The following is a 24,315-nucleotide window of genomic DNA, read 5'->3' as shown; positions in this document are numbered from 1 at the left end:
AAGCCATCGGTGGTTATGGAAGAGAGCTTGTCCTGCATCAACCTGTTCATTCGGGGCCGCAGCCGGAATGGCGGCGGCAAACCGGGATGATGACCCTCTTCGTCGCGAATGAAACGCGCCGATCGGAGGCACCGGTTTCCCGGGTTCATGTTCGCTAGCACCGTGGGTATCGCTCGGCAACTATATTGCGCTTTCGAGGCGTTAGCTTCTAACCATCGCCCCGTAATGACACGGCGCATCCAGCTTCTAGCCATAGTGCTGCTGCCGCTCGCCATCATCGGCGGGCTGGTATTGCTGGCCCGCGGGACGGGACTTGTGGGCTATGGGGCCGGGTATGTAGCGCGGGTCGAATTGCCCAGGGACATATCGGCGATCGAATTGCCGGAGATAACCGGCGATGCCTCGCTGCCGCTGGTCGTTATCGATGCTGGCCACGGAGGCCATGACCCGGGTGCATCGGCGAGGGGCTATGTCGAGAAGAATCTCGTCCTCGGCCTCGCGCGCGCCTTGCGGGACGAACTGGAGACAAAGGGTATTGCCCGCGTGGCTCTTACCCGGGATGACGACACCTACCTGCTGCATGGCGAGCGTTACCGGATAGCGCAGCGACTCGATGCCGACCTGTTCCTCTCGCTCCATGCCGACAGTGCCGGGACGTATGACGAGGTGGCAGGCGCGACGATTTACACACTTTCGCAGGAAGCATCGAGCCGAGCCGCCGCGCTCTACGCCCAGCGTGAAAACGAAACCGATGTGCTGGATGGTGTCGACCTGTCTGAGCAAGAAGACTCGGTGAGCGATATCCTCGTCGAGCTATCACAGCGCCGCACACAGGAGCGTTCCGCCCAGTTCGCCGCGCTCATCGAACGGGAAGGGCAGGGGACCATCGAATTCCACCCGCAGGCGCGGCGCTCTGCCTGGCTGGCCGTGCTCCGCGCGCCCGATGTGCCGAGCGTGCTGTTTGAGAGCGGCTTCATCTCGAACGAGGCCGATGCGAGACGGCTCGCTTCGGACGAGGGGCGCGAGGCCTTTGCGGATGTCATGGGCCGCGCCATCAGGGCCTACTTTACCCGCCAGCAAGGCGCTTGAGCGCAAGACGCGATTCTTGTTCTGGCGTTGTCCAGAATGCGCGTGCTAGAGGCCCCGGCTACTTATGGTTGCGTTTCCCAGTCTGGACTATGTTCGCCACCGCCTGACGGGCGACCCTCAGCGCTTCATCGCGTGGATGAAGGACAATTGGCATCACAGCCGCCGCCTGCGAGTGCTGACATACCTCCTCGGCATCGGCCTCATCCTGCTCGTGCTGGCCTGGGCTTCGCTGGCGCGCAACCTGCCAGAAGCCGATTCGCTGCTCGAATACGAGACTCCGCTGCCGACCGTCGTGCGCGGAGTGGATGGCGAAATCGTCCATAGCTATGCCCGCGAACGCCGCGTCCAGCTGCAATATGTCGATTTCCCGCAGCAAATGATCCAGGCCTTCCTGTCGGCAGAGGACAAGACCTTTTTCAGCCATGGCGGTGTCGACTTCACCGGCACGATGAACGCCGTGTGGGACTATGCGACGAAATATGGCTCGGGCGAACGTGCAGTGGGTGGCTCGACCATCACCCAGCAGGTCGCCAAGAACCTGCTGCTGGGTGACGAATATTCGGTCACCCGCAAGCTGAAGGAAATGATCCTCGCCCAGCGCATCGAACAGGTGCTGACGAAGCAGGAAATTCTCGAGCTCTACCTCAACGAGATCCCGCTCGGACGCCGCAGCTTCGGCGTCCAGGCAGCCTCGCGCGCCTATTTCGACAAGGACGTGGCGGACCTCGACCTGCACGAGACTGCGTTTCTTGCCATCCTGCCCAAGGCGCCCGAACGCTATGGCCGCGCGCGCTACGAAGACATGGCAATCGCGCGCCGCAATTTCGTGCTCGACCAGATGGTCGCCAACGGGTTCGTCAGCGAAGCTGCGGCGAGAGCTGCCAAGGCCGAGCCTCTGGGCCTCGTCCAGCAGCGGACCGAGCGCTCTGCCGATGCTGGCTACTTCCTCGAGGAAGTGCGCCGCCAGCTTATCGAAAAGTTTGGCGAAACGGCCGAGGATGGCGGCAACAGCGTATATGCCGGTGGCCTCTGGGTCCGCACCTCGCTCGATACCGAATTGCAGGACGCGGCCCGCAATGCCCTGCGCGCGCAGCTGCTGCGCTATCACGGCAATCGCGGTTACACCGGGCCCATCGCCACGCTGAATCCCGAGAACGGCTCGCTGCATAGCCAGCTTGCCTCGTCCTATATCTCCATCAACTACGAAGACTGGCGTATCGGCGTCATCACCGAAGGCGGTTCGAACCCCAAGGTCGGGCTGACCGATGGACAGGATTACGACCTGTCGGGCGCACCTTCCTCGGTGAAGCCGGGCGATGTCGTCGCTGTACAGAAGCAGGGTGAGGGCTATCGTATCCGCGGCGTGCCGGAGGTATCGGGCGCGTTCCTCGCCGCGTCTCCCAAGACGGGCCGCATCCTTGCCATGCAGGGCGGGTTCGACAGCCGTCTGGGCGATTTCAACCGCGCCACGCAGGCGCTGCGCCAGCCCGGCTCGACCATCAAGCCTTTCGTCTACGCCAGCGCGCTCGACCACGGCATGACTCCCGCCACCATGGTGCCCGACCAGACCTTCTGCGTATGGCAGGGCGCGAACCTCGGCGAGAAATGCTTCCGCAATTTCGGCGGCGGTGGCGGCGGCGAGCACACCATGCGCTGGGGTCTCGAGCAGAGCCGTAACCTGATGACGGTCCACATCGCCGACGACACCGGTATGCAGAACGTCACCGAGACCATCAGCCGCCTCGGCATCGGCGACTACGAACCCTACTACTCCTTCGCTCTTGGCGCAGGCGACACGACGGTTGCCAAGATGGTCAATGGTTATGCCGCGCTCGCCAACTGGGGCCGCCAGCATGATGGCTCGGTAATCGACTATGTGCAGGACCGCCGCGGCAAGGTGATTTTCCGCAGCGACAAGCGCGATTGTACCAAGTGCAACATGGATGAATGGGACGGTCAGCCCATGCCCCGCTTCGAGCCGGGTGGCAGGCAGGTCCTTGACCCGCGCACCGCTTTTCAGGTCGTACACATGCTGCAAGGCGTGGTGACCCGCGGCACGGCAGTGCGCCTGCGCAGCCTCGAACTGCCGCTCTTCGGAAAGACCGGGACCACCAATGGCCCGACCAATGCGTGGTTCGTCGGCGGCACGCCCGACATCATTGCCGGCATGTACGTCGGCTTCGACCAGCCCCGCAATCTCGGCGGGTGGGTGCAGGGCGGCAATACCGCAGCGCCCATCATGAAGCAGTTCATCGAGGAAACGCGCGAGCGCTGGACGACCGACGATTTCATCGCGCCTCCCGGCATCCGCATGGTCAAGATCGACCGCCGGACCGGCAAGCGTGTGTTCGAGGGTACGCCTTCGGACGAGCCTCTCGCCGGAGTTATCTGGGAAGCCTTCAAGCCCGACACCGAACCTGCCCGCTCGACCCGCTCGGACGAGCTCGCCGCCAAGCGCAGCGAGATACTCGACCTCATCCGCCGTGCACGCGAGGGCGTGCGCGCCCGCCAGCCACGCGAGACCGAGGAGGCACCGGGTGATTTCGTCGAAGAGCAGGACGGCATCTACTAGGCTGCGAACCCCGCGCAACTTTACAATCGCCGCCCGCTTGTTAGTTGGGCGGGCAAAGCACTTGAGGAATTGACTATGCGTGCCGAAGGGCAGGCCCATATCGACCGTATCGAAGCCGCGCTGGCACTGGTCCGCCAGTCGCTCGACTGGGAACGCGCGCTGCGCCGTCTCGACGAGCTGGACGCGCGCGTGCAGGACCCGACCCTGTGGGATGATCCCAAGCAGGCTCAAGCCATCACGCAGGAGCAGAAGCGCCTCGAAACCGCTATCAACACGGTGCGCGAAATCGAGAGCGAGATGGGCGACGCCATCGAGTTCGTCGAAATGGGCGAGGCCGAAGGCGACGATGACGTCATCGGCGAAGGCCTTTCCAGCCTCTCCGCACTCGCCGACCGTGCCGACCGCGACAAGGTGCAGGCGCTGCTCTCGGGCGAGGCTGACGCGAACGATACCTACATCGAAATCCACGCCGGCGCAGGCGGCACGGAAAGCCAGGACTGGGCCGAGATGCTCTTCCGCATGTATGGCCGCTGGGCCGAGCGCCGCGGATTCAAGGTCGAGACGGTCGAATACCAGGCGGGTGAACAGGCGGGCATCAAGGGCGCGACGCTGCTGGTGAAGGGCGAGAACGCCTATGGCTATGCCAAGACCGAGAGCGGCGTTCACCGCCTCGTCCGCATCAGCCCCTACGACAGCTCGGCGCGTCGCCACACCAGCTTCAGCTCGGTATGGGTCTATCCGGTCATCGACGACGATATCGATATCGAGATCAATCCCTCGGACCTTAAGATCGACACCTATCGCGCTAGCGGTGCAGGTGGCCAGCACGTCAACACGACCGACTCCGCCGTGCGCATCACCCACCAGCCCACGGGCATCGTCGTGGCGAGCCAGAACGACCGCAGCCAGCATAAGAACAAGGCTACGGCCATGAACATGCTGAAAGCGCGCCTGTTCGAACGCGAGATGGCCGAGCGTGAGGCAGCAGCTTCGGGCGAGTACCAGGAAAAGAGCGACATTGGCTGGGGCCACCAGATCCGCTCTTACGTCCTGCAGCCCTACCAGATGGTCAAGGACCTGCGCACCGGCGTGACCTCACCGACGCCCGACGACGTGCTCGACGGCGCGCTCGACCCGTTCATTTCCGCCGCGCTCGCACAGCGCGTCACCGGCGAGACGGTCGAGGTCGAGGACGCCGACTGATGTTCCGGGCAGGTTTACCCTTGCTGGCCGTGCTGGCACTGGCAGCCTGCGACGGACAGGGGACGACCGAGAGCGGTTTCCCAAAGCCCGACCGGCCTGTTTCGGATGTCGTCTCGGCGCAGTTCTCGACCGAGGACCAGCGCGACAGCCGGGGCGAAGCGCAGACTGTCATGGACCTTGCAGAAATGACCGAGGGCATGACCGTGGCGGATATTGGCGCGGGCAATGGCTATTACACCGTGCGCCTCGCCGAACGTGTGGGCGAGGGCGGCCGTGTGCTGGCGCAGGATATCGATACCGAGGCGCTCGACAGGCTGGCGCGCCGTGTGGAGCGCTATCGGCTCGACAATGTCTCCATCCAGCGCGGCGAATTGGCCGACCCGCGTCTGCCAGCGAACAGTTTCGACCGCATCTTCATGGTCCATATGTACCACGAGATAGAACAGCCCTACGAGTTCCTGTGGCGAATGTGGCCTGCGTTGAAAGAGGATGGACAGGTCGTGGTTGTCGATATCGACCGGCCAACCGACCAGCATGGCATCGACCCGCTCCTGCTATCTTGCGAGTTCAATCGCGTCGGCTACGAACTCGTCGCCTTCAAGGATGCGCCCGAACTCTCGGGGTACTATGCACAGTTCAAGGCAGCGGCTAACAGGCCCGAGCCCGGAGAGATCAAACCCTGCCGCAGCGACAGCGTGACGCAAGGGTGAACGCCATACTGGCGTCAAAACGATAAAGAGAGATAAATTCATGAGTTTCAAGGGTCTGAGCCCGATTGTTTACGGCGGGCGTGAAGTCTGGCCGCTAATCGAAGGCGGCAAGGGTGTTTCCGCCACGAATCACATGAGCTCGGGTGCCTGGGCGGCTGCCGGCGGCATCGGCACGGTCAGCGCGGTTAATGCCGACAGCTACGACGAAGACGGCAACCCCATCCCGCAGGTCTACCCGCAGGCGACCCGCGTCGAACGCTTCGAACAACTCGTCCAATACGGCATCGACGGCGCCACCGAGCAGGTGAAGCGCGCCTATGAAATCGCCGATGGCAAGGGCGCCATCAACATCAATATCCTGTGGGAAATGGGCGGCGCGCAGCGCGTGATGGAAGGCGTGCTCGAAAACTGCAAGGGCATGGTCACCGGCGTCACCTGCGGCGCAGGCATGCCCTACAAGCTCGCCGAAATTGCGGCGCATTACGAGGTCTACTACCTCCCCATCGTCAGCTCGGCCCGCGCTTTCCGCGCATTGTGGAAGCGCAGCTATTCCAAGGTCCCGCAGTGGCTCGCCGCCGTGGTCTATGAAGACCCCTGGCTTGCGGGCGGACACAACGGCCTCTCCAACGCCGAGGACCCGACCAAGCCCGAAGACCCCTATCCGCGCGTGAAGGCGCTGCGCGAGACCATGCGCAAGGAAGGCGTCTCCGAAGACGTCGCCATCGTCATGGCGGGCGGCGTGTGGTTCCTGCGCGAATGGAACGACTGGATCGACAACCCCGAGCTCGGCAAGATTGCCTTCCAGTTCGGCACCCGCCCGCTGCTGACGCATGAAAGCCCCATTCCGCAGGTGTGGAAGGACATGCTCCGCACGGTCGAACCGGGGGATGTGTTGCTGCACAAGTTCAGCCCCACCGGCTTCTATTCCAGCGCGGTAAAAACGCCGTTCCTCTATGACCTCATGCACCGTTCGGAGCGCCAGATCCCCATCTTCAAGCGCGAGCAGGAAGAGGGCACGATCCCGCTGATGGATCACGGCAAGGCGAAGTATTTCTTCGTCCACCCCGGCGACCAGCGCAAGGCACAGGCCTGGATGCACGAAGGCTTTACCGAAGCCCTCAAGACGCCCGACGACACGGTGGTCTTCGTGACCCCCGAAAGCGCCGAGCAGATCCGGGCCGACCAGCAGGGTTGCATGGGCTGCCTGTCGCACTGCCAGTTCTCGAGCTGGAAGGACCACGACAACCACACCACCGGTCGCCTCGCCGATCCGCGCAGCTTCTGCATCCAGAAAACCCTGCAGGACATCGCCCACGGCGGCGACCCGGACGAGAACCTCGCCTTCGCCGGCCACGCGGCCTACCGCTTCAAGCAGGACCCGTTCTACTCGAACAACTTCACGCCCACCGTGGCGCAGCTGGTCGAGCGGATTTTGACGGGAGACTGAGGCCTTGGAAATCGTTCTCAACGACGATGATGGCGAGCACCCAATACCGAACGAGTTGAGACCGGTTTTCGACAAAGTAGCCGCCGCTTTTGCAGAGGGCGACTATCGGCTGCAGTGCGCTGAAATTCCGGAAGTCTTGCCGCTTGAATTGGAGCTCGCCAAGTTCATAGAATCGAGTGTTGCGGCTTACGGAGAGGAACTCTCGCCGCTCCATGCACGCGTGTGGGAACGCTCTTGCTATTCATGGCACTCCAACGGCTGCTGGAGCGCGATCGTGGATTTGACTACGAAAGCCGAAGTGGTCAGCGACCTTGCTATACACGCCAAGCTACGCCTGGATCCGGAGATCAGGGTCGAGATATGGTCGGTTCACGTACCATAAGCTCTTAACGCCAAAGCTGCATCGACCTGATTGCATCAGGCATCTTGGCATCCGTATCGGGGCGCGAGAGTGTACGCTCGACGATGCGCCATTTGCGGCGCACCTTGCCTTTTTGCCACAGGTCCATGAGCCAGGTTTCGCCCGACCATTCGTGGTCGCCCATCGTCGCGTCGAGCGTCATGCGGGTGGCGAAGACGGCGATGTTGCCGTGGCGGCGGACGTAGACCTCGTCGAAGCGATAGCCGTTGCAGCGAAAGCGCGTGGTGGCGGCTTCCAGCCAGCTTGCACGGTCGAGGATGGCAGGGGTCTGCGAACCCAGCAGGAAGATGAAATCCTTCGACGCGAGCGCCTTCATCTGGTTGCGGTCGCGCTGCGCCCAGCTGCGCATCCAGAGATGTTCGAGAGCTTCGATCTTGGCTGAGAATTCGTCCATGGCCGCAACCGCTTACAGTTTCGGCGCGGCAGGGCAAGAGGCGTTAACCGAGCCCGCTCAAGACCTGGTCCGGCGGGCGGTGTCCGTCAGCCCACATGCGGATGTTGGCGATGACCTTCATGCCCGATTCCTCACGGCCCTCGCGGGTTGCGCTGCCGATATGGGGAAGGGTCATGACGTTGCGATGCCGGATAAGGCGCTCGTCAACCTCCGGCTCCTCCGGATAAACATCCAGGCCCGCACCTGCGAGATGTCCGCTCTCCAGCGCCGCAATCAGCGCCTCCTGGTCGACGAGGTCGCCCCGGGCAGTGTTGATGAGGCTTGCGCCCTCTTTCATCAGCGCAAGGCGGCGCGCGTCGATCATATGGTGGTTTTCTGCACTATAGGGGCAATGCAGCGTCAGGATGTCGGCCTGCGCCACCAGTTCGTCGATGCTTTCGACGTAAGTGGCTCCCACCATCCGCTCGATGGCGACGGGCAGTCGCTTGCGGTTGTGGTAGGCGATTTCGAGGCCGAAAGCGCGGGCGCGGTGCGCGACGGCCTGCCCGATACGCCCCATGCCGATGATACCGAGGGTCTTCCCCCCCAGCTTGCTCCCGAGCATCGAGGTTGGAGCCCATCCGGTCCACTCCCCGCTGCGGATGAGTTGCACGCCTTCGCGCACCCGGCGAGGCACGCCGATGATGCCGGCCATGGTGAGGTCTGCGGTATCGTCGGTGAAGACGCCGGGCGTATTGGTGACCATGATTTTCCGCGCAGCGGCGGCGTCGAGGTCGATGTGTTCGGTTCCGGCTCCGAAATTGGCGATCAGGCGCAGGTTGTCGCCTGCCTGGTCAATCATCTCTGCATCGATGCGGTCGGTAACCGTCGGGACCAGAACATCGCAGTCCTGCATGGCCTCGATCAATTGCTCGCGTGTGAGCGGCATGTCGGTGGCGTTGGTGCGCACGTCGAAGAGTTCGGCCATCCGGTCCTCGACAGCAGGACCGAGCCGACGGGTAACGACCACGCGCGGTTTGCGGGTAAGGCGCTTTTCGGGAGCGGCTTCGGAATTTGTCGTAACCATGCAATTCAGACCGCTACGCTTTTGGCAATGGAGCGGTCAAGCAGCGCTTGTGGGGAAGCGCCAGAGCTTGTAGTGAGAGAGGGGCATGTTCCACCGGATTATCCTTGGTTTTGCAGCGCTTGTGCTGCTTGTCGTGCCTGCATACGCGCAGGATCGCGAGGTGCCTTATTGGGCGACCCTGCGCTATGACGAAACCAACATGCGCGTCGGTCCGAGCAAGGAATACAAGATCGACTGGGTCTATCGCCGCAAGGGGCTGCCGGTGAAGGTCGTCCGCGTGCTGGAGGGCTGGCGGTTGATCCAGGAGCCAGACGGCACGCGGGGCTGGGTGGCGCAGCGCCAGCTCAACCCCGAGCGCGGTGCGCTGGTGGTAGGCGACGAATCCGTGCCCATGCGCGAAGACGCCGATGGAGGTTCCACCATCAAGTGGCGGCTCGAGCCTGGTGTCGTGGGCGTGCTGGGCGACTGCGGCCGTGGCTGGTGCGAATTCAGCGTCGGCAATCGCACCGGTTATGTCCGACAGGAACAGCTGTGGGGCGTGGGCGAACCCTGATTATTCGGGCGTCCGCGGCCTGACCGTGTAGCTTTCGCTTCCATCGTCGCGCGTGGTGACGAAGCTGCCGTCTTCCGCCATCGGTGAATTGGTCCAGCAGCGTTCCTGCTGGTCATCGCCATCACCCTCGGGATCGAAACAGACGTTTGGCCCGTCGGCGGTCCAGGTGCCGCGTCCGACCTCCTGTCCCTCGGCACTGTCGATATAGGTCCCGTCCTCGCGCAACTCGCTGGTGGCGTAGACCACATCCTCGCCGACGATGTCGAAAGTGCCGGGCGCCATTGTATAAAATTCGGGAGATGCCTCTTCCCCGCGAGCGGGTTCGACCTCTGGCTCGCTTGCCTGACCGCAAGCAACGAGGGCTAGGGTGGCAGCAAGTGGCAAAATTGTGCGCAAGACGTATCTCCCAAAGCAAAAGGACGGCCCAATCGGACCGCCCTTATCATGATTTGCTTACGACTGCTGCCTCACATGGCAGCAGTGTCATTCACACGGCGTACCGTTACGGTAGTGCCGTCTGCGCCGGTGGCTTCGAAGGTTCCATCGGCTCCTTCCGCGCCGCCGGTCCAGCATTCTTCCGCACCCGGACCTGCATCGTCGAGGCAGAGCTGGTCACCCTGCTGGCGCCAGGTTCCGCGTTCCAGTACGTTGCCTTCGAGATCGGTATCGACATAGGTGCCGTCGGCGTTGACGCTCTGGCGGACGACGGTGCCGTCATCCATCGTCATCTCGTAAGTGCCGGTCATCTGGCTGGTGGTCGCGGTGTCGGTCGTGCCCGCGGGCGCGGTGGTCTCAATCGGTTCGACCGGCTCTTCGGCCTCGTTCGAACCACAAGCGGCAAGCGCGCCGCAAGCGGCGATAATCAGGAATTTTTTCATCTCGTTTCCCCTTTCCCCGCACCAACGCGAGAGGTGCGGGGAAGGGTCCGGGATAAATGTCAGACGAGCTCGACGGCCACTGCGGTCGCTTCGCCGCCGCCGATGCAGAGCGAGGCGATGCCGCGCTTCTTGCCCTGGCTCTTGAGTGCGTTGAGCAGCGTCACGATGATGCGCGTGCCGCTGGCACCGATGGGATGGCCAAGCGCAGTACCGCCGCCGTTGACGTTGATCTTCTCGTGCGGAATGCCGATGTCGCGCATGGCGAACATGGCGACGCAGGCGAAGGCCTCGTTGACTTCCCACAGGTCGACATCGTCGGCCGACCAGCCTGCCTTTTCGAGGACCTTGTTGATGGCACCGACCGGAGCGACGGTGAACTCGCTCGGTTCTTGCGCGTGGGCTGCCATGGCGACGATTTTCGCAACCGGCTCTTGGCCGTTCTCCTTGGCGACGCTTTCGCGGGTGAGCACGACTGCTGCCGCACCGTCCGAAATCGACGAGGAGGTCGCCGCCGTAATAGTGCCGTCCTTGGCGAAGGCAGGGCGCAGCTGCGGGATCTTGTCCGGATTGCCGCGGCCGGGCGCTTCGTCCGTGTCGACCGTCACTTCGCCCTTGCGGGTCGAGAAAGTGACCGGCGCAACTTCGTCGGCGAAGGCACCGCTTTCGATGGCGGCATTGGCGCGACGCAGCGATTCGATGGAGTAATCATCCATCTGCTCGCGGGTTAGCTGGTATTCGTTTGCCGTGTCCTGCGCGAAGGTGCCCATGGCGCGGCCTTCCTCATAGGCATCTTCCAGCCCGTCGAGGAACATGTGGTCATAGGTCGTGTCGTGGCCGATGCGCGCGCCGCTGCGGTGCTTCTTGAGAAGATAGGGCGCGTTGGTCATGCTCTCCATGCCGCCTGCGACGACATAGTCGATAGTGCCACTGGCGAGGGCTTCTGCGCCCATGATGACCGTCTGCATGCCGCTGCCGCAGACCTTGTTGACCGTGGTTGCCTGCACAGATTTGGGCAGGCCGGCCTTGATGGAGGCCTGGCGGGCAGGGGCCTGGCCGAGCCCTGCCGGAAGAACGCACCCCATGTAGGTGCGGTCGAACTTGTCCGCTGCCACACCCGAGCGCTCGACCGCCGCCTTCACTGCAGTTGCGCCGAGGTCGGTTGCCGACACGTCCGCCAGCGCTCCCTGCATACTGCCCATCGGGGTACGGGCGTAGGACAGGATGACGACGGGGTCGGCTGCGCTGAACTGAGACATGCTTGTGCTGGTCCTTCTTGTCTGGAATATCTGCGCGTCGAGATAGGCATTGTGCTGCTGCAGCGCAACATGAACCATTGGGAGAATAAGATGGCGGATAATCAGAAGGTCGCGATGGAAGATGCGCTGCGCAAGCAGCGCGCGGTGTTCACTGCGGCACGGCCCGAACCGCTCTCTGCCCGCAAGGACCGCATCAAGCGTGCGATGAAGCTCCTGAAGGAGCATGGCGACGATTTGTGCAAGGTGATGAGCGCCGATTTCGGCAACCGCTCGCCCATGCAGTCGATGATTACCGACATCGCCGGCACGGTGAACTTCGGCAAGTACTGCCTCAAGCATGTCGACAAATGGTCGAAGAGCGAGAAGCGCAGCGTGCAATTCCCATTGGGCCTGCTCGGCGCGAAAGCGGAACTTCGGTACGAGCCCAAGGGCGTCATCGGCATCCTCAGCCCGTGGAATTTTCCGGTGAACCTCACCTTCGGCCCGTTGATGCAGGTCTTCGCTGCGGGCAATCGCGCGATGATCAAGCCAAGCGAATTTACCGGCAAGACCAGCCTGATGATGAAGGAACTTGTCGAGGAATATTTCTCACCCGACGAATGCGCTGTCTTCACCGGCGGTCCAGAAGTGGCAGCTGCCTTTTCTGAACTGCCCTTCGACCACCTTGTCTTCACCGGCTCGACCGCGACCGGCAAGAAGGTGATGGAAGCTGCCTCGAAGAACCTCGTCCCCGTCACGCTCGAACTGGGCGGCAAGAGCCCGGTCTTCCTCGGCGAGAGTGCTGACTTCGCCAAGGCAGGCGAGCGGATCGCGATGGGCAAGATGATGAACGCAGGGCAAATCTGCCTCGCGCCCGATTACATGTATGTGCCCGAGAGCAAGCAAGACGAGGCTATCCACGGCGTGTGGCAGGGCACGGCCAACATGTATCCGACCATGCTCGAGAACGAGGACTATGCGAGCCTCGTCTCGGACCGTCATTTCGACCGGCTACAGGAAATGGTCGCCGATGCACGGAACAAGGGTGCGGAGGTGATCGAGGTCAATCCGGGCAATGAGGACTTCGGCAGCAGCAATGCACGCAAGATGCCGCTCACCATCCTCAAGGGCGTGACCGACGACATGAAGGCGATGCAGGAGGAAATCTTCGGTCCGGTCCTGCCGGTGAAGACCTACAAGGCCATCGACGATGCCATCGACTACGTGAACGAGAACGACCGCCCGCTCGGCCTCTATTACTTCGGCGAGGATAGCGGCGAGCGCGAGAAGGTCCTCAACCGCACCATCAGCGGCGGCGTGACGGTGAACGACGTGATTTTCCACGTCTCGATGGAAGACTTGCCCTTCGGCGGGGTCGGCCCTTCGGGCATGGGCAGCTATCACGGCGTGGAAGGCTTCCGCGAATTCAGCCACGCGCGCAGCGTCTATACGCAGCCCAAGATCGACGTTGCCAAGCTCGGCGGGTTCAAGCCGCCTTACGGCGCGGCGACCGAGAAGGCCGTGAAGACGATGATGAAATAAATCGATGTGCGGCAGCTGGGTCGCGCGCCCAGCTGCCGTCATCGCTGCAAATTCAGTCCTCGTCCTTGCTGAACGAGAAGTCCGCAAAGCTCACCATAACGGCTTCCCAATAGGCTAGGTTGTCCATGAAAAGGGCCGGGGACATGCCGCCCGCTTCGAGGTCGATGTCCATTTCGATCACCGGGTCGCGGTCGCTGTCGAGATAGATGCGGCCGAAACGGTTTTCGGCGGCATAAGTATTCATCTCTTCCAGCGTCGGTTTGTTCTCCGCAGTGAACGCAGCATAAAACTGGACCGATTTGCAGTTCTCGCCCTTGCCATCGCAATCGAAGGGCAGGATGAGGAAATTGTACCCTGCCATGCCGGTTTTTATGTGACGGTCCTCGCCTTCGCCCTGCAGCTTGGCCTGGTAGCCTTCGGATTGCAGCAATTGCGCAATTTGCTCGACATCGGCTGTGATGTTCTTGGCTGCCAGAGGCGTCGCCGCCATCATCGAGGCGGAAAGAATGGCGCCCGCAATCGCGTGCTTAAGCATGTCAGTATTGTCCCTGTTGGTTGAACCCGTGCCTGCCATGATGCCAAGGTGTTAACACGCGCTCAATGGTACTTGCGAAAATCACGGGAAACTCTGCCCGTCTTGCCCTTGCACCAATCGGGCGAGGGGCCTAGAGGCGGGCGCGAAACCCTTATTCCAACCGGAATCGCCAGACGGAATCCTACGTGGTCGACCTCGAACAATATCTTCCGATCCTGATCTTCCTGTTCATCGCGGTGGGCCTGTCGGCCCTCTTCGTGTTCCTGCCCATGGGCGTGTCGCGCCTGACCGGGACGCATCAGCCGACGACAGAGAAGTACAGCGAGTATGAATGCGGCTTCCCCGCCTTCGACGACTCCCGCAGCCAGTTCGACGTGCGGTTCTACCTCGTCGCGATCCTGTTTCTCATCTTCGACCTCGAAGCAGCCTTCCTGTTTCCCTGGGCGGTCAGCCTCGATTTCACCGGCTGGGCCGGCTGGATCACCATGATGGTCTTCCTCGTCGAACTCGTCATCGGCTTCGCCTACGCCTGGAAAGTCGGCGCACTGGAGTGGGACTGACATGACCAACTCGACCATCATCACTCCGCCGAACGCCGTGCCTGCTGCTCAGCCGGGCGAGGTACGCCAGCCCGATGCGGATTATTTCAACGCGCTCCAGACCGAAGTGAACGACAAGGGCTTCCTCGTCACTTCGACCGAGGACCTGTTCCAGTGGGCGCGTACCGGTTCGCTGTGGTGGATGACCTTCGGCCTCGCCTGCTGCGCGGTCGAGATGATCCACGTCAACATGCCGCGCTACGACATGGAGCGTTTCGGCGTTGCCCCGCGCGCCTCCCCGCGCCAGAGCGACGTGATGATCGTCGCCGGCACGCTGTGCAACAAGATGGCGCCTGCCCTGCGCAAGGTTTACGACCAGATGTCGGAGCCGAAATACGTCATCTCGATGGGCAGCTGCGCCAATGGCGGCGGCTATTACCACTACAGCTATTCTGTGGTGCGCGGATGCGACCGCATCGTGCCGGTCGACATCTATGTCCCCGGGTGCCCGCCGACTGCCGAGGCCCTGCTTTACGGCGTGATGCAGCTGCAGCGGAAAATCCGCCGCGTCGGTACGATCGAGCGTTGAGGGCTTAGGAGATGGCTACACTTCATTCCGCGCCCCGCTTCACGCGCATCGACGGGCTCAAGGACACGCTTTCGGCTGCGCTGGGCGACCATTTGGTCGAAGCGCATGAAGAGCATGGCGAACTGCTGCTGACGGTCCACCGTGCCAGCATCGCCGATGCACTGAAGCTGCTGCGCGACAATCACGATTACCAGCAGCTGATGGAGATCGCCGGTGTCGACTATCCGAGCCGCGCGGAGCGGTTCGAAGTCGTCTACATGCTGCTGAGCCTCACGAAGAACAGCCGCATTATGGTGAAGTGCTCGGCGAGCGAGGATACGCCCGTGCCGACCGTCACCACGCTGTGGCCCAACGCCGGATGGCTCGAGCGCGAAGTGTTCGACATGTACGGCGTGCTGTTCGACGGCAACACCGACCTGCGCCGCATCCTCACCGATTACGGTTTCGAAGGGCATCCTTTCCGCAAGGACTTCCCGCTCACCGGCTATGTCGAGCTGCGTTACTCGGAGGACGAGAAGCGCGTCGTTTACGAGCCGGTCGAACTCGCGCAGGATTTGCGCCAGTTCGATTTCATGAGCCCGTGGGAAGGCGCCGATTACGTGCTGCCCGGTGACGAGAAGGCCGCGACCCCGCCGGTCGACGAACCCAAGACCACCGAGAAGCCCTCCGACACGGGCGCCGGCAAGGCGACCGACAAGAAGGCTGCCGAAAAGGTCAGCGCAGGCGCTCCGGCAGAGGAAGACGGCGGCGAGGATGCTCCGGCTCCCGAGCCGACCGAAGACCAGCCCGCGCGTGCAAAGCGCAAGGGCAAGACGAGCGACACGGCCAAGGCCACCGAGCCGAAGAAAAAGGCTCCCGCCAAGAAGAAGCCTGCCGCCAAGAAGGCTCCGGCCAAGCGCAAGGCGCCTGCCAAGAAGAAGGACGACAAGTGATGCGTATCGCTCTCGTCTCTTTTGCCGCTCTGGCACTGGCTGCATGTTCGCAGGAACCTGCGGGCGAGCAGGAAAGCGCCGACGATTTCGCTAGCCGCATCGGCCAGCAGGAAGGCGCGACTGCGCTCGACCCGTCGCAGCCCGACCCCAACGCGCCCAACAAGGCTGTGGATGCACCGCCGCAGGATGCCAATCTCGTCCAGCTCCAGCAGCTCGGCGATATCGGCGGCGTGAACCTCGGCCCGCGTGAGGGTGGCTGCACCTTCATGGTCGGCAACCAGGAAATGATCATCGCGGCGGCGATGAAAGAGCCGACGCTGCCCGGCAAGGCGGTCGTCCGCCTCGGCGATACGCTGGTGATGGCCGATGCCGCACCGGGCGGGCTCGCCAAGGTCAAGTCCGGCACCACCTTCACCGGCGAAGGCTTTACCGTCCAGGTGGCTCCGGCCGCAGGGGAAGGGCAGAGCCGTCCGGCCAACGTCATCGTCACCGACGGCGCGGGCAATTCGCAAAATTACTCCGGCAACTGGATCTGCGCATGAGTAGTGCAATGCAAATCGAAGAGTCGCCGACCACCGGCGACGAGACGATCACCAATTACACGATCAACTTCGGGCCCCAGCACCCGGCTGCACACGGCGTGCTGCGCATGGTGATGGAGCTCGACGGCGAGATCATCGAACGGATCGACCCGCATGTCGGCCTGCTGCACCGCGGCACCGAAAAGCTGATCGAGCACAAGACCTATCTGCAGGCGCTGCCCTATTTCGACCGGCTCGACTACTGCAGCCCGCTGGCGCAGGAATACAGCTACATCCTCGCCATCGAGAAGCTGCTCAATGTCGAGGTGCCCGAACGCGCGCAGTATATCCGCGTGCTGTTCGCCGAACTGACCCGCATCTGCAACCACATGCTCAATATCGGCGCGCACGTCATGGACGTCGGCGCGATGACGCCGAACCTGTGGGTGTTCGAGCTGCGCGAAGACTGCATGAACTTCTTCGAGCGCATGAGCGGCGCGCGCATGCATCACGCATACCTGCGCCCGGGGGGTGTCCATCAGGACGTGCCCGAGAAGCTGCTCGTCGATATCGGCGAGTGGCTCGACACGCGCCTGCCCGAACTCTTCGGAGATGCGATGAGCCTCGTGCTCGACAACCGCATCTTCAAGCAGCGCAATGTCGATATCGCCGTCGTCAGCAAGGACGATGCCGTGGCCTGGGGCTTCTCCGGCCCGATGATCCGCGCCGCCGGCATCCCGTGGGACCTGCGCAAGTCGCAGCCCTACGACGTCTACGACCGGATGGAGTTCGACATTCCCGTCGGCACCAATTCGGACTGCTACGACCGCTTCGTGGTGCGCGTGAAGGAAGTTTACGAGAGCGCGAAGATCATCAAGCAATGCCTGCGCGACATGCCGACCGGCCCCATCGCCAGCACCGACCGCAAGGTCTCGCCCCCCAAGCGCGCCGAGATGAAGCAGTCGATGGAAGCGCTAATCCACCACTTCAAGCTCTATACAGAGGGCTTCCACGTGCCCGCGGGTGAAGTCTATGTCGCCACCGAAAGCCCCAAGGGCGAATTCGGCGTCTATCTCGTCAGCGACGGCTCGAACAAACCCTATCGCTGCAAGATCCGCCCGACGGCCTTCAGCCACCTTCAAGCAATGGATTTCATGTGCAAAGGTCATATGCTGCCCGATGCCACCGCCATCCTCGGCGCCATCGACGTCGTGTTCGGGGAGTGTGACCGGTGATTGCTGTCTTTTTGCTCACTGCCATATCCAATCCATGCGTAATCGGTGCAGAAGGGCACGTTCAAAATGAGCAAGTACAAGCTTATTTCGCAAATCAGAGCGTGTCGATAATCAAGGCGGCAAAAGCTGAAGATATCGAGTTCTTAAAGTCGGCTGTCGCGCCGGACGCGAAGCTTGTCCGACAAGCGCATATCTACTCCACTCATGCTGGACCGGAAGGAGCGATTGAGTTTGCTTCGTGGTTTGAGGCCGAGACTTATGGCTGGCGTTACAATCCGTATCGCATCACGGTGCCAGCATCGGCATATTGCTTAAGCCAAAACGTTGAGATTGAATTTCTGTCGGCCGACCGGCGGTACGGAACTGTCATCGCATTCAAGTATGAGAATGGCATGCTAGTTGAGGCTACAAGCGCTGGTCATCATGTCGAAGAAGGCACAATGAACGGGGGTAGCAAAAATGGCTGACCGTAACCCCGCACCCGATACTCCCGAGCTGCGCGAGCGCTGGGGCGCTTTCGAGTTCAACGAGAGCTACCGTGCACGCGCGGACAAGGCGATTGCGCGCTATCCCGAGGGGCGCCAGCGCTCCGCCGTGATGCCGCTGCTCGACCTTGCCCAGCGCCAGGTCGGCGAGGAAACCGATACGCAGGGCTGGCTGCCGCTGCCGGTGATCGAATACGTCGCGGACTATCTCGACATGCCGGTCATCCGCGTGCTCGAAGTCGCCAGCTTCTACTTCATGTACAACATGGTGCCTGTGGGTAAGTACCACGTGCAGGTCTGCGGTACGACGCCCTGCATGCTGCGCGGCTCGGACGGGCTGTTCGAAACCTGCAAGAAGCGCGGGATGAAGAAGGGCCATGTCTCCGAAGACGGCCTTTGGACCCTCACAGAAGTCGAATGCATGGGCAATTGCGCCACCGCGCCGATGGTCCAGATTAACGACGACAATTACGAAGACCTCACGCCCGAACGTCTCGACGAGATCCTCGACGAACTGGCCGCGGGCAAGCAGCCCAAGACCGGCACGCAGATCGCAGGCAAGAAGACCAGCGAGCCCGAAGGTGGCCCGACCACGCTGAAGGAAATGGTCGATGCGAACCACGATTACCGGGGAGAATGGAAATGAGCGCTGACTGGCTCACCATCATCCTCGCCATTATCGGCGTGGTCATCGCGTGGAAGGTGCTCAAGGGCATCGTCAAGACCGTGGCGCTCGTGGCAATCCTGATTGTCGCCGCCATCGTAGTGTTCGGGGGAGGCTTCTGATGCTCGCCGACAAGGATCGCATCTTTACCAACCTCTATGGCTTCCAGGACTGGGGCCTGAAGGCAGCCGAAGCGCGCGGCGACTGGGACGACACCAAGTCGCTGATCGCGCGCGGCCACGACAATATCATCGAAGAGATCAAGGCTTCGGGCCTTCGCGGCCGCGGCGGCGCGGGCTTCCCGACCGGTCTCAAATGGTCGTTCATGCCGAAGGAATCGAAGGACGGCCGTCCCAGCTTCCTCGTCATCAACGCCGACGAGTCCGAACCCGGTTCCTGCAAGGACCGCGAGATCATCCGCCACGATCCGCACAAGTTGATCGAAGGCGCGCTGGTCGCCGGTTACGCCATGCGGGCGAGGGCGGCCTATATCTACATTCGCGGCGAATATATCCGCGAGGCCGAAACTCTGCAGGCCGCCATCGACGAGGCCTATGACGCGGGCCTGATCGGCAAGAACGCCTCGAAGTCGGGCTATGATTTCGACGTCTTCCTGCACCGCGGTGCAGGCGCCTACATCTGCGGCGAAGAGACCGCGATGATCGAGAGCCTTGAAGGCAAAAAGGGACAGCCCCGCCTCAAGCCGCCGTTCCCGGCAGGTGCGGGCCTTTATGGCTGCCCGACCACGGTCAACAATGTGGAATCGATCGCCGTCGTGCCGACCATCCTGCGCCGCGGCGCATCGTGGTTTGCGAGCTTCGGGCGCGAGAACAACAAGGGCACGAAGCTCTTCCAGATCAGCGGCCATGTGAACAAGCCCTGCGTGGTCGAGGAAGCACTCAGCATCCCGTTCAGCGAATTGATCGAGAAGCATTGCGGCGGCATCATCGGCGGCAAGGACAACCTCCTCGCCGTTATTCCGGGCGGTTCGTCGGTCCCACTGGTTCCGGCTGAACAGATCTGGGACGCGCCGATGGATTTCGACGGGCTCAAGGACCTCGGCTCGGGCCTCGGCACGGCAGGTGTCATCGTGATGGACAAGTCCACCGACATCGTCCGCGCGATTTCGCGTCTCAGCTATTTCTACAAGCACGAGAGCTGCGGCCAGTGCACGCCCTGCCGCGAAGGCACGGGCTGGATGTGGCGCATGATGGAGCGCCTGCGCACCGGCGATGCGGCAATCGAGGAAATCGACATGCTGCAGCAGGTTACAAAGCAGGTCGAAGGCCACACAATCTGCGCACTGGGCGATGCCGCCGCATGGCCGATCCAGGGCCTCATCCGTCACTTCCGCCCCGAGCTCGAGCGCCGGATCGAAGAACACAACGCCAAGTTTGCCGAGGCTGCGGAATGAAGAAACCCGTCATCCTCGCGCTGGCATCCATGGTCGCTACGCCCATCGCGGCGCAGGACAGCGACCATGACCGCCGGATGGAGCGCTTCTTGCGCCCCGAAAGCCAGATCGGCACCCGCTTCAAGCAGGAGCCGGAAACCGCGGGCGAAGCCGAAACCCGGCAGATGCAGAAGCGCCTCGCGAAGTGCGTTTACTTCGGCAACAAGGAAGAGCTGAACGAGCTTCTCGACAACAGCGATTTCGAGCAGATTGCTTTCGCAGATACCCAATTCAAGAGCGGCGAGTTCTTCGACGACATCGGCTTTGGCCGGTGCATCGGCCGCGTGATGAAGCGTTCGCAATACAAGCTTGCGGTCAGCGTGTCCTATTCGACCCTCCGCAACCTGATTGCCGAGGAAGCCTATCTCTACGAGAACAAGGACGTTCCCGTTCGCGCGCCGGGTGCACCGCTGCTCATCGACCAGCGTTTCGCCACGCAGCGTGGCGGCATGCGTGCGCAGAGCGTGTCGGAACTTGCCGACTGCCTGACCTATCGCAACGCCCGCGCGTCGCATGAACTGCTCGATTCCACGCCCGCCACGGACAAGGAATCCGAAGCGCTCGAAGCCCTTTATCCCACCCTTTTGACGTGCCTCGAAACCGATGAAGCGCCGAACCTGAGCACCTCGCTCGTGCGCCAGATGGTTGCCGACGGCATGTGGTCGCGCAGCTATTACAATGGCTTCGCACCGGCCGAAACCAACGAAGCGGAAGCTGACTAATGCCCAAGGTCACAGTAGACGGACAGGAAATCGAGGTTCCGGAGGGCGCGACCGTCCTCCAGGCCTGCGAACTTGCAGGTAAGGAAATCCCGCGCTTCTGCTATCACGAGCGGCTGAGCATTGCCGGCAACTGCCGCATGTGCCTCGTCGAAGTGAAGCCCGGGCCGCCCAAGCCGCAGGCCAGCTGTGCGCTTCCGGCCACCGAGGGTCAGGAAATCCGCACCGACAGCCAGATGGTCAAAACCGCGCGCGAAGGGGTGATGGAGTTCCTCCTCATCAACCATCCGCTTGACTGCCCGATCTGCGACCAAGGCGGCGAATGCGATTTGCAGGACCAGTCGGTCGCCTATGGCCGCGGCGCGACGCGCTATGAGGAAAACAAGCGCGCGGTGACCGAGAAATACATGGGCCCGCTGATCAAGACGGTCATGACCCGCTGCATCCACTGCACCCGCTGTGTGCGCTTCAGCGAGGAAATCGCGGGCGTCGATGAAATCGGCGCGGTCGGCCGCGGCGAGGACATGCAGATCACGACTTATCTCGAGCAGGCCGCCGAGCACGAGCTGTCGGCAAACGTGATCGACCTCTGCCCCGTCGGTGCGCTGACCTCGCGCCCCTATGCTTTCGAAGCGCGTCCGTGGGAGCTCAAGAAGACGCTCAGCATCGACGTATCGGACGCGGTCGGGGCGAATATCCGGCTCGACAGCCGTGGCCGCGAAGTCATGCGCGCGCTTCCGCGTGTCAACGATGCGGTCAATGAGGAATGGCTGTCCGACAAGGGCCGCTACATGGTCGACGGACTTTCGAAGCGCCGCCTCGACAAGGTCTTCATGCGTAAGAAGGGCGGTCTCAAGCCGTCGACCTGGGACGAGGCCTTCAAGGCCATCGCCAAGGCGAAGCCCGGCAAGAGCATTGCCGCCATCGCAGGCGACATGGTCGATTGCGAGACAATGTTCGCTGCCAAGACACTGCTGAAGGCATGCGGTTCGAGCCTGATCGAAGGCCGCCAGACCGGCATGGACTATGACGTGTCGAACCTCGCGGCAGTCAATTTCAACTCGACCTTCGAAGGGATCGAGCAGGCCAAGGCGATTCTTATCGTCGGCAGCCACATCCGCTGGGAAGCCCCGCTGGTGAACGTGCGCATCCGCAAGGCGGTGAAGCGCGGCGCCAAGGTCTTCGTCGTCGGCCCGCATTGGGACACAACCTATCCGGCAGAATTCCTCGGTGAAGACCTCGGCGTTCTAAACAGTTTGCCGGACGAAGTGGCCAGCGCATTCAAGGATGCGGACCGCAGCGCGGTCATCGTCGGCGGCGGCGCTCTGAAGGGCGCGCACGGCAAGGCTCTTGCGCTCGCCAGCGAGTGGGGTGCGGATTTCAACGTGCTGCATTTCTCGGCTGCGCGCATGGGCGGGCTGATGCTCGGCTTCGCGCAGAAGGGCGGCATGGCGGATATCGTCAAGGCGAGCCCCAAGGTCGTTATCAGCCTCGGCGCGGACGAAATGGATTTCGAACCCTTCGCCGACGCGCTTAAGGTCTACATCGGCCATCACGGCGACAAGGGTGCGCATGCGGCAGACATTATCCTGCCCGCGGCCAGCTATGCCGAGAAGGACGGGACCTACGTCAACACCGAGGGCCGCGTGCAGTTCGCCGAGAAGGCCGTCTTCGCACCGGGTGATGCCCGCGAAGACTGGACCATCCTGCGCGCACTTGCCGACGCCCTGAAGGTCGATGTCGGCTTCGACAGCTTCGCGCAGCTGCAGGCTGCGATGATCAGCGAAGTCCCGGCGCTGGGCGAAGAAGGCCTCGCCGACTATGGCGCGCTGCCCAAGGCAGACGCAAAGGCCAAGGCGGAAGGCACGATGAGCGCTTATCCGATTCTGGACTTCTACCTCACCAATCCCATCGCCCGCGCCAGCGCGGTGATGCAGCGCTGCTCGGACGAACTGCTGCACGGCGGCGAACTGGCGGAGGCAGCGGAATGACCGAATTCTTCCAATCCCTGGGCATGTCCTACGAATGGGCATGGGCCCTTGCGACCATCGCGGGCATCCTGCTTATCGCGCTGCCGCTGATGCTGGCCGTCGCCATGATCATCTATGTCGACCGCAAGGTCTGGGCAGCCATCAACCTGCGCCGCGGACCCAATGTGGTCGGCCCCTTCGGCTTGCTGCAGAGCTTTGCCGACGGCCTGAAGGTGTTCCTGCAGGAAACCATCATCCCGAGCGCTTCGAACAAGGGCATCTTCCTGCTCGCGCCGATCGTCACCTTTACCGTGGCGCTGGCGGCATGGGCAGTCATCCCCTTCAGCGCGGAAGCGGTTCTGGCGAACATCAACGTCGGCCTGCTCTACATCCTCGCGATCAGCTCGCTTTCGGTCTACGGCGTCATCATGGCGGGCTGGGCTTCGAACTCGAAGTATCCCTTCTTCTCGGCGATGCGCGCTTCGGCCCAGATGATCAGCTATGAAGTCTCGATCGGCTTCATCCTCGTCTGCGTCGTGCTTTATGCGGGCACGTTCAACCTCAACGAGATCGTGCTGTCGCAGAAGGGCCACGGCTTCGGCATCGTGAACGCCTATGGCTTCAACCTGCTGCTTTTCCCGATGTGGGTGATGTTCTTTATCTCCAGCCTCGCCGAAACGCAGCGCGTGCCGTTCGACCTGACCGAAGCGGAAAGCGAGCTCGTCGCCGGTTACCAGACCGAATACAGCTCGATGGCCTTCGCGCTGTTCTGGCTGGGCGAATATGCCAACATCCTGCTGATGTGCATGCTCAACGCGATCCTCTTCTGGGGTGGCTGGCTGCCGCCGGTGGACTGGGAGCCGCTTTATGCCGTCCCGGGCATCGTCTGGATCCTACTGAAGACCTTCATCTTCTTCTTCTTCTTCAGCTGGGTCATGGCGACCGTCCCGCGCTATCGCTACGACCAGTTGATGCGCTTGGGCTGGAAGGTCTTCCTGCCGCTGAGCCTGGTGTTCGTTGTCCTGATTTCCGGTTACCTGATGGCGACCGGCCACTATGGAGCCGCCGCATGAGCGTCGCCCACCTCATCAAGTCGTTCACCCTGTGGGAGTTCGTGAAGGCGCATGCCCTCACGCTGAAATACTTCTTCAAACCCAAGGTGACGATCAACTATCCGTTCGAGAAGAACCCGCTCTCACCGCGCTTCCGCGGCGAGCATGCGCTTCGCCGTTATCCCAATGGCGAGGAGCGCTGCATCGCGTGCAAGCTGTGCGAGGCCGTCTGCCCGGCGCAGGCGATCACCATCGAGAGCGAACCGCGCGAGGACGGCAGCCGCCGCACCACGCGTTACGACATCGATATGACCAAGTGCATCTTCTGCGGTTTCTGCCAGGAAGCCTGTCCGGTGGATGCCGTGGTCGAGGGTCCGAACTTCGAATACGCAACCGAAACCCGTGAGGAGCTGCTTTACGACAAGGCCAAGCTGCTCGCCAATGGTGACAAGTGGGAGCGGGCGATCGCCGCGAACCTTGAAGCCGACGCACCCTATCGCTAACCGCGCCG

27 protein-coding genes are annotated in these 24,315 nt (G+C 62.3%); 21 read left to right on the top strand and 6 right to left on the bottom strand.

Annotation, left to right across the window (positions count from 1 at the left end):
- Positions 1 to 225: 225 nt before the first annotated feature.
- From K3152_RS04360 to K3152_RS04335, 6 genes are all read left to right on the top strand, one after another.
- Positions 226 to 1,089 (top strand): N-acetylmuramoyl-L-alanine amidase family protein, encoded by an 864-nt coding sequence (locus K3152_RS04360; protein ID WP_221572775.1) that lies wholly within the window; start codon positions 226 to 228, stop codon positions 1,087 to 1,089.
- A gap of 136 nt (positions 1,090 to 1,225) precedes the next feature.
- Complete coding sequence (locus tag K3152_RS04355) at positions 1,226 to 3,661, top strand: penicillin-binding protein 1A (RefSeq protein WP_221573086.1); 2,436 nt, start codon at positions 1,226 to 1,228, stop codon at positions 3,659 to 3,661.
- Between the two features lie 75 nt (positions 3,662 to 3,736).
- Complete coding sequence (prfB, locus tag K3152_RS04350; protein ID WP_221572774.1) at positions 3,737 to 4,864, top strand: peptide chain release factor 2; 1,128 nt, start codon at positions 3,737 to 3,739, stop codon at positions 4,862 to 4,864.
- Positions 4,864 to 5,574, top strand: a complete 711-nt coding sequence (locus tag K3152_RS04345) for a class I SAM-dependent methyltransferase (RefSeq protein WP_221572773.1) — start codon at positions 4,864 to 4,866, stop codon at positions 5,572 to 5,574. Before prfB ends, K3152_RS04345 begins: the two co-directional genes overlap by 1 nt.
- 40 nt (positions 5,575 to 5,614) lie before the next feature.
- A complete protein-coding gene (locus K3152_RS04340; protein ID WP_221572772.1) occupies positions 5,615 to 7,021 on the top strand; it encodes an NAD(P)H-dependent flavin oxidoreductase in 1,407 nt (468 codons plus the stop codon).
- A 4-nt stretch (positions 7,022 to 7,025) separates the two neighbouring features.
- Positions 7,026 to 7,403 carry a DUF7668 domain-containing protein gene (locus tag K3152_RS04335; protein WP_221572771.1) on the top strand — a complete coding sequence of 126 codons (378 nt, stop codon included), beginning with the start codon at positions 7,026 to 7,028 and terminating at the stop codon, positions 7,401 to 7,403.
- A gap of 4 nt (positions 7,404 to 7,407) precedes the next feature.
- On the opposite strand, the gene K3152_RS04330 is transcribed toward K3152_RS04335, so the two are convergent.
- Together K3152_RS04330 and K3152_RS04325 are read right to left on the bottom strand one after the other, a co-directional pair.
- Positions 7,408 to 7,836: a nuclear transport factor 2 family protein gene (locus tag K3152_RS04330; protein WP_040963894.1), complete on the bottom strand. Its 429-nt coding sequence runs from the start codon at positions 7,834 to 7,836 to the stop codon at positions 7,408 to 7,410.
- 43 nt (positions 7,837 to 7,879) lie between these two features.
- A complete protein-coding gene (locus tag K3152_RS04325) occupies positions 7,880 to 8,902 on the bottom strand; it encodes a 2-hydroxyacid dehydrogenase (protein ID WP_221572770.1) in 1,023 nt (340 codons plus the stop codon).
- A gap of 85 nt (positions 8,903 to 8,987) precedes the next feature.
- Between K3152_RS04325 and K3152_RS04320 the strand changes: the two genes are divergently transcribed.
- The gene (locus K3152_RS04320) at positions 8,988 to 9,455 is read left to right on the top strand and encodes an SH3 domain-containing protein (protein WP_221572769.1); all 468 of its coding nucleotides are present in this window, start codon (positions 8,988 to 8,990) and stop codon (positions 9,453 to 9,455) included.
- Here K3152_RS04320 and K3152_RS04315 read toward each other — a convergent pair whose 3' ends face one another.
- The 3 genes from K3152_RS04315 to K3152_RS04305 all read right to left on the bottom strand — a co-directional run bounded on the left by K3152_RS04315 (position 9,456) and on the right by K3152_RS04305 (position 11,589).
- Positions 9,456 to 9,737 (bottom strand): hypothetical protein, encoded by a 282-nt coding sequence (locus tag K3152_RS04315; protein WP_221572768.1) that lies wholly within the window; start codon positions 9,735 to 9,737, stop codon positions 9,456 to 9,458.
- A gap of 185 nt (positions 9,738 to 9,922) precedes the next feature.
- Positions 9,923 to 10,333 carry a hypothetical protein gene (locus K3152_RS04310; protein WP_221572767.1) on the bottom strand — a complete coding sequence of 137 codons (411 nt, stop codon included), beginning with the start codon at positions 10,331 to 10,333 and terminating at the stop codon, positions 9,923 to 9,925.
- A gap of 59 nt (positions 10,334 to 10,392) precedes the next feature.
- Positions 10,393 to 11,589: a thiolase family protein gene (locus K3152_RS04305; protein ID WP_221572766.1), complete on the bottom strand. Its 1,197-nt coding sequence runs from the start codon at positions 11,587 to 11,589 to the stop codon at positions 10,393 to 10,395.
- 90 nt (positions 11,590 to 11,679) lie between these two features.
- On the opposite strand from K3152_RS04305, the gene K3152_RS04300 reads away from it, so the two are divergent.
- Positions 11,680 to 13,110 (top strand): coniferyl aldehyde dehydrogenase, encoded by a 1,431-nt coding sequence (locus K3152_RS04300; RefSeq protein ID WP_221572765.1) that lies wholly within the window; start codon positions 11,680 to 11,682, stop codon positions 13,108 to 13,110.
- Positions 13,111 to 13,162: 52 nt separating this feature from the next.
- On the opposite strand, the gene K3152_RS04295 is transcribed toward K3152_RS04300, so the two are convergent.
- The gene (locus K3152_RS04295) at positions 13,163 to 13,645 is read right to left on the bottom strand and encodes a YbjN domain-containing protein (RefSeq protein ID WP_221572764.1); all 483 of its coding nucleotides are present in this window, start codon (positions 13,643 to 13,645) and stop codon (positions 13,163 to 13,165) included.
- Between the two features lie 185 nt (positions 13,646 to 13,830).
- Here K3152_RS04295 and ndhC point away from each other — a divergent pair, with 185 nt between their 5' ends.
- Genes ndhC through nuoI form a run of 13 tightly spaced genes read left to right on the top strand, consistent with a single transcriptional unit; the run spans position 13,831 to position 24,307 of the window.
- Positions 13,831 to 14,205 (top strand): NADH-quinone oxidoreductase subunit A, encoded by a 375-nt coding sequence (gene ndhC / locus K3152_RS04290; protein WP_221572763.1) that lies wholly within the window; start codon positions 13,831 to 13,833, stop codon positions 14,203 to 14,205.
- Position 14,206: 1 nt separating this feature from the next.
- Positions 14,207 to 14,773 (top strand): NuoB/complex I 20 kDa subunit family protein, encoded by a 567-nt coding sequence (locus tag K3152_RS04285; RefSeq protein ID WP_221572762.1) that lies wholly within the window; start codon positions 14,207 to 14,209, stop codon positions 14,771 to 14,773.
- Between the two features lie 11 nt (positions 14,774 to 14,784).
- Positions 14,785 to 15,705 (top strand): NADH-quinone oxidoreductase subunit C, encoded by a 921-nt coding sequence (locus tag K3152_RS04280; RefSeq protein ID WP_221572761.1) that lies wholly within the window; start codon positions 14,785 to 14,787, stop codon positions 15,703 to 15,705.
- Positions 15,705 to 16,247 (top strand): hypothetical protein, encoded by a 543-nt coding sequence (locus tag K3152_RS04275; protein ID WP_221572760.1) that lies wholly within the window; start codon positions 15,705 to 15,707, stop codon positions 16,245 to 16,247. Before K3152_RS04280 ends, K3152_RS04275 begins: the two co-directional genes overlap by 1 nt.
- Before the next feature lie 8 nt (positions 16,248 to 16,255).
- A complete protein-coding gene (locus tag K3152_RS04270) occupies positions 16,256 to 17,461 on the top strand; it encodes an NADH-quinone oxidoreductase subunit D (protein ID WP_425594665.1) in 1,206 nt (401 codons plus the stop codon).
- Entirely contained in the window at positions 17,458 to 17,928 is a 471-nt protein-coding gene (locus K3152_RS04265; RefSeq protein ID WP_221572758.1) for a hypothetical protein, read from the top strand. The genes K3152_RS04270 and K3152_RS04265 overlap by 4 nt, the downstream gene beginning before the upstream one ends.
- Positions 17,921 to 18,592 (top strand): NADH-quinone oxidoreductase subunit NuoE, encoded by a 672-nt coding sequence (gene nuoE / locus K3152_RS04260; RefSeq protein WP_221572757.1) that lies wholly within the window; start codon positions 17,921 to 17,923, stop codon positions 18,590 to 18,592. Before K3152_RS04265 ends, nuoE begins: the two co-directional genes overlap by 8 nt.
- Positions 18,589 to 18,732, top strand: a complete 144-nt coding sequence (locus K3152_RS04255; RefSeq protein ID WP_221572756.1) for a hypothetical protein — start codon at positions 18,589 to 18,591, stop codon at positions 18,730 to 18,732. Before nuoE ends, K3152_RS04255 begins: the two co-directional genes overlap by 4 nt.
- Positions 18,732 to 20,024: an NADH-quinone oxidoreductase subunit NuoF gene (gene nuoF, locus K3152_RS04250; RefSeq protein ID WP_221572755.1), complete on the top strand. Its 1,293-nt coding sequence runs from the start codon at positions 18,732 to 18,734 to the stop codon at positions 20,022 to 20,024. The genes K3152_RS04255 and nuoF overlap by 1 nt, the downstream gene beginning before the upstream one ends.
- On the top strand, positions 20,021 to 20,785 hold the full coding sequence (locus K3152_RS04245) for a hypothetical protein (protein WP_221572754.1): 765 nt from the start codon (positions 20,021 to 20,023) through the stop codon (positions 20,783 to 20,785). The genes nuoF and K3152_RS04245 overlap by 4 nt, the downstream gene beginning before the upstream one ends.
- Complete coding sequence (nuoG, locus tag K3152_RS04240) at positions 20,785 to 22,773, top strand: NADH-quinone oxidoreductase subunit NuoG (RefSeq protein ID WP_221572753.1); 1,989 nt, start codon at positions 20,785 to 20,787, stop codon at positions 22,771 to 22,773. Before K3152_RS04245 ends, nuoG begins: the two co-directional genes overlap by 1 nt.
- Positions 22,770 to 23,825, top strand: a complete 1,056-nt coding sequence (nuoH, locus tag K3152_RS04235) for an NADH-quinone oxidoreductase subunit NuoH (RefSeq protein WP_221572752.1) — start codon at positions 22,770 to 22,772, stop codon at positions 23,823 to 23,825. The genes nuoG and nuoH overlap by 4 nt, the downstream gene beginning before the upstream one ends.
- Positions 23,822 to 24,307 carry an NADH-quinone oxidoreductase subunit NuoI gene (gene nuoI / locus K3152_RS04230; protein WP_221425126.1) on the top strand — a complete coding sequence of 162 codons (486 nt, stop codon included), beginning with the start codon at positions 23,822 to 23,824 and terminating at the stop codon, positions 24,305 to 24,307. The genes nuoH and nuoI overlap by 4 nt, the downstream gene beginning before the upstream one ends.
- Positions 24,308 to 24,315: the final 8 nt, after the last annotated feature.

The sequence above is a fragment of the Qipengyuania polymorpha genome (assembly GCF_019711435.1).
Taxonomy (GTDB): Bacteria; Pseudomonadota; Alphaproteobacteria; order Sphingomonadales; family Sphingomonadaceae; genus Qipengyuania; species Qipengyuania polymorpha.
Note: the sequence above shows the minus strand (reverse complement) of the source record. Positions and strands in the feature narration are given on the sequence as shown.

Coding starts and splice junctions, on each gene's coding strand:
- K3152_RS04360 (WP_221572775.1), top strand. CDS start 226: ATGACACGGCGCATCCAGCTTCTAGCCATAGTGCTGCTGCCGCTCGCC.
- K3152_RS04355 (WP_221573086.1), top strand. CDS start 1,226: ATGAAGGACAATTGGCATCACAGCCGCCGCCTGCGAGTGCTGACATAC.
- prfB (WP_221572774.1), top strand. CDS start 3,737: ATGCGTGCCGAAGGGCAGGCCCATATCGACCGTATCGAAGCCGCGCTG.
- K3152_RS04345 (WP_221572773.1), top strand. CDS start 4,864: ATGTTCCGGGCAGGTTTACCCTTGCTGGCCGTGCTGGCACTGGCAGCC.
- K3152_RS04340 (WP_221572772.1), top strand. CDS start 5,615: ATGAGTTTCAAGGGTCTGAGCCCGATTGTTTACGGCGGGCGTGAAGTC.
- K3152_RS04330 (WP_040963894.1), bottom strand. CDS start 7,836: ATGGACGAATTCTCAGCCAAGATCGAAGCTCTCGAACATCTCTGGATG.
- K3152_RS04325 (WP_221572770.1), bottom strand. CDS start 8,902: ATGGTTACGACAAATTCCGAAGCCGCTCCCGAAAAGCGCCTTACCCGC.
- K3152_RS04320 (WP_221572769.1), top strand. CDS start 8,988: ATGTTCCACCGGATTATCCTTGGTTTTGCAGCGCTTGTGCTGCTTGTC.
- K3152_RS04315 (WP_221572768.1), bottom strand. CDS start 9,737: ATGGCGCCCGGCACTTTCGACATCGTCGGCGAGGATGTGGTCTACGCC.
- K3152_RS04310 (WP_221572767.1), bottom strand. CDS start 10,333: ATGAAAAAATTCCTGATTATCGCCGCTTGCGGCGCGCTTGCCGCTTGT.
- K3152_RS04305 (WP_221572766.1), bottom strand. CDS start 11,589: ATGTCTCAGTTCAGCGCAGCCGACCCCGTCGTCATCCTGTCCTACGCC.
- K3152_RS04300 (WP_221572765.1), top strand. CDS start 11,680: ATGGCGGATAATCAGAAGGTCGCGATGGAAGATGCGCTGCGCAAGCAG.
- K3152_RS04295 (WP_221572764.1), bottom strand. CDS start 13,645: ATGCTTAAGCACGCGATTGCGGGCGCCATTCTTTCCGCCTCGATGATG.
- K3152_RS04285 (WP_221572762.1), top strand. CDS start 14,207: ATGACCAACTCGACCATCATCACTCCGCCGAACGCCGTGCCTGCTGCT.
- K3152_RS04280 (WP_221572761.1), top strand. CDS start 14,785: ATGGCTACACTTCATTCCGCGCCCCGCTTCACGCGCATCGACGGGCTC.
- K3152_RS04275 (WP_221572760.1), top strand. CDS start 15,705: ATGCGTATCGCTCTCGTCTCTTTTGCCGCTCTGGCACTGGCTGCATGT.
- K3152_RS04270 (WP_425594665.1), top strand. CDS start 16,256: ATGCAAATCGAAGAGTCGCCGACCACCGGCGACGAGACGATCACCAAT.
- nuoE (WP_221572757.1), top strand. CDS start 17,921: ATGGCTGACCGTAACCCCGCACCCGATACTCCCGAGCTGCGCGAGCGC.
- K3152_RS04255 (WP_221572756.1), top strand. CDS start 18,589: ATGAGCGCTGACTGGCTCACCATCATCCTCGCCATTATCGGCGTGGTC.
- nuoF (WP_221572755.1), top strand. CDS start 18,732: ATGCTCGCCGACAAGGATCGCATCTTTACCAACCTCTATGGCTTCCAG.
- K3152_RS04245 (WP_221572754.1), top strand. CDS start 20,021: ATGAAGAAACCCGTCATCCTCGCGCTGGCATCCATGGTCGCTACGCCC.
- nuoG (WP_221572753.1), top strand. CDS start 20,785: ATGCCCAAGGTCACAGTAGACGGACAGGAAATCGAGGTTCCGGAGGGC.
- nuoH (WP_221572752.1), top strand. CDS start 22,770: ATGACCGAATTCTTCCAATCCCTGGGCATGTCCTACGAATGGGCATGG.
- nuoI (WP_221425126.1), top strand. CDS start 23,822: ATGAGCGTCGCCCACCTCATCAAGTCGTTCACCCTGTGGGAGTTCGTG.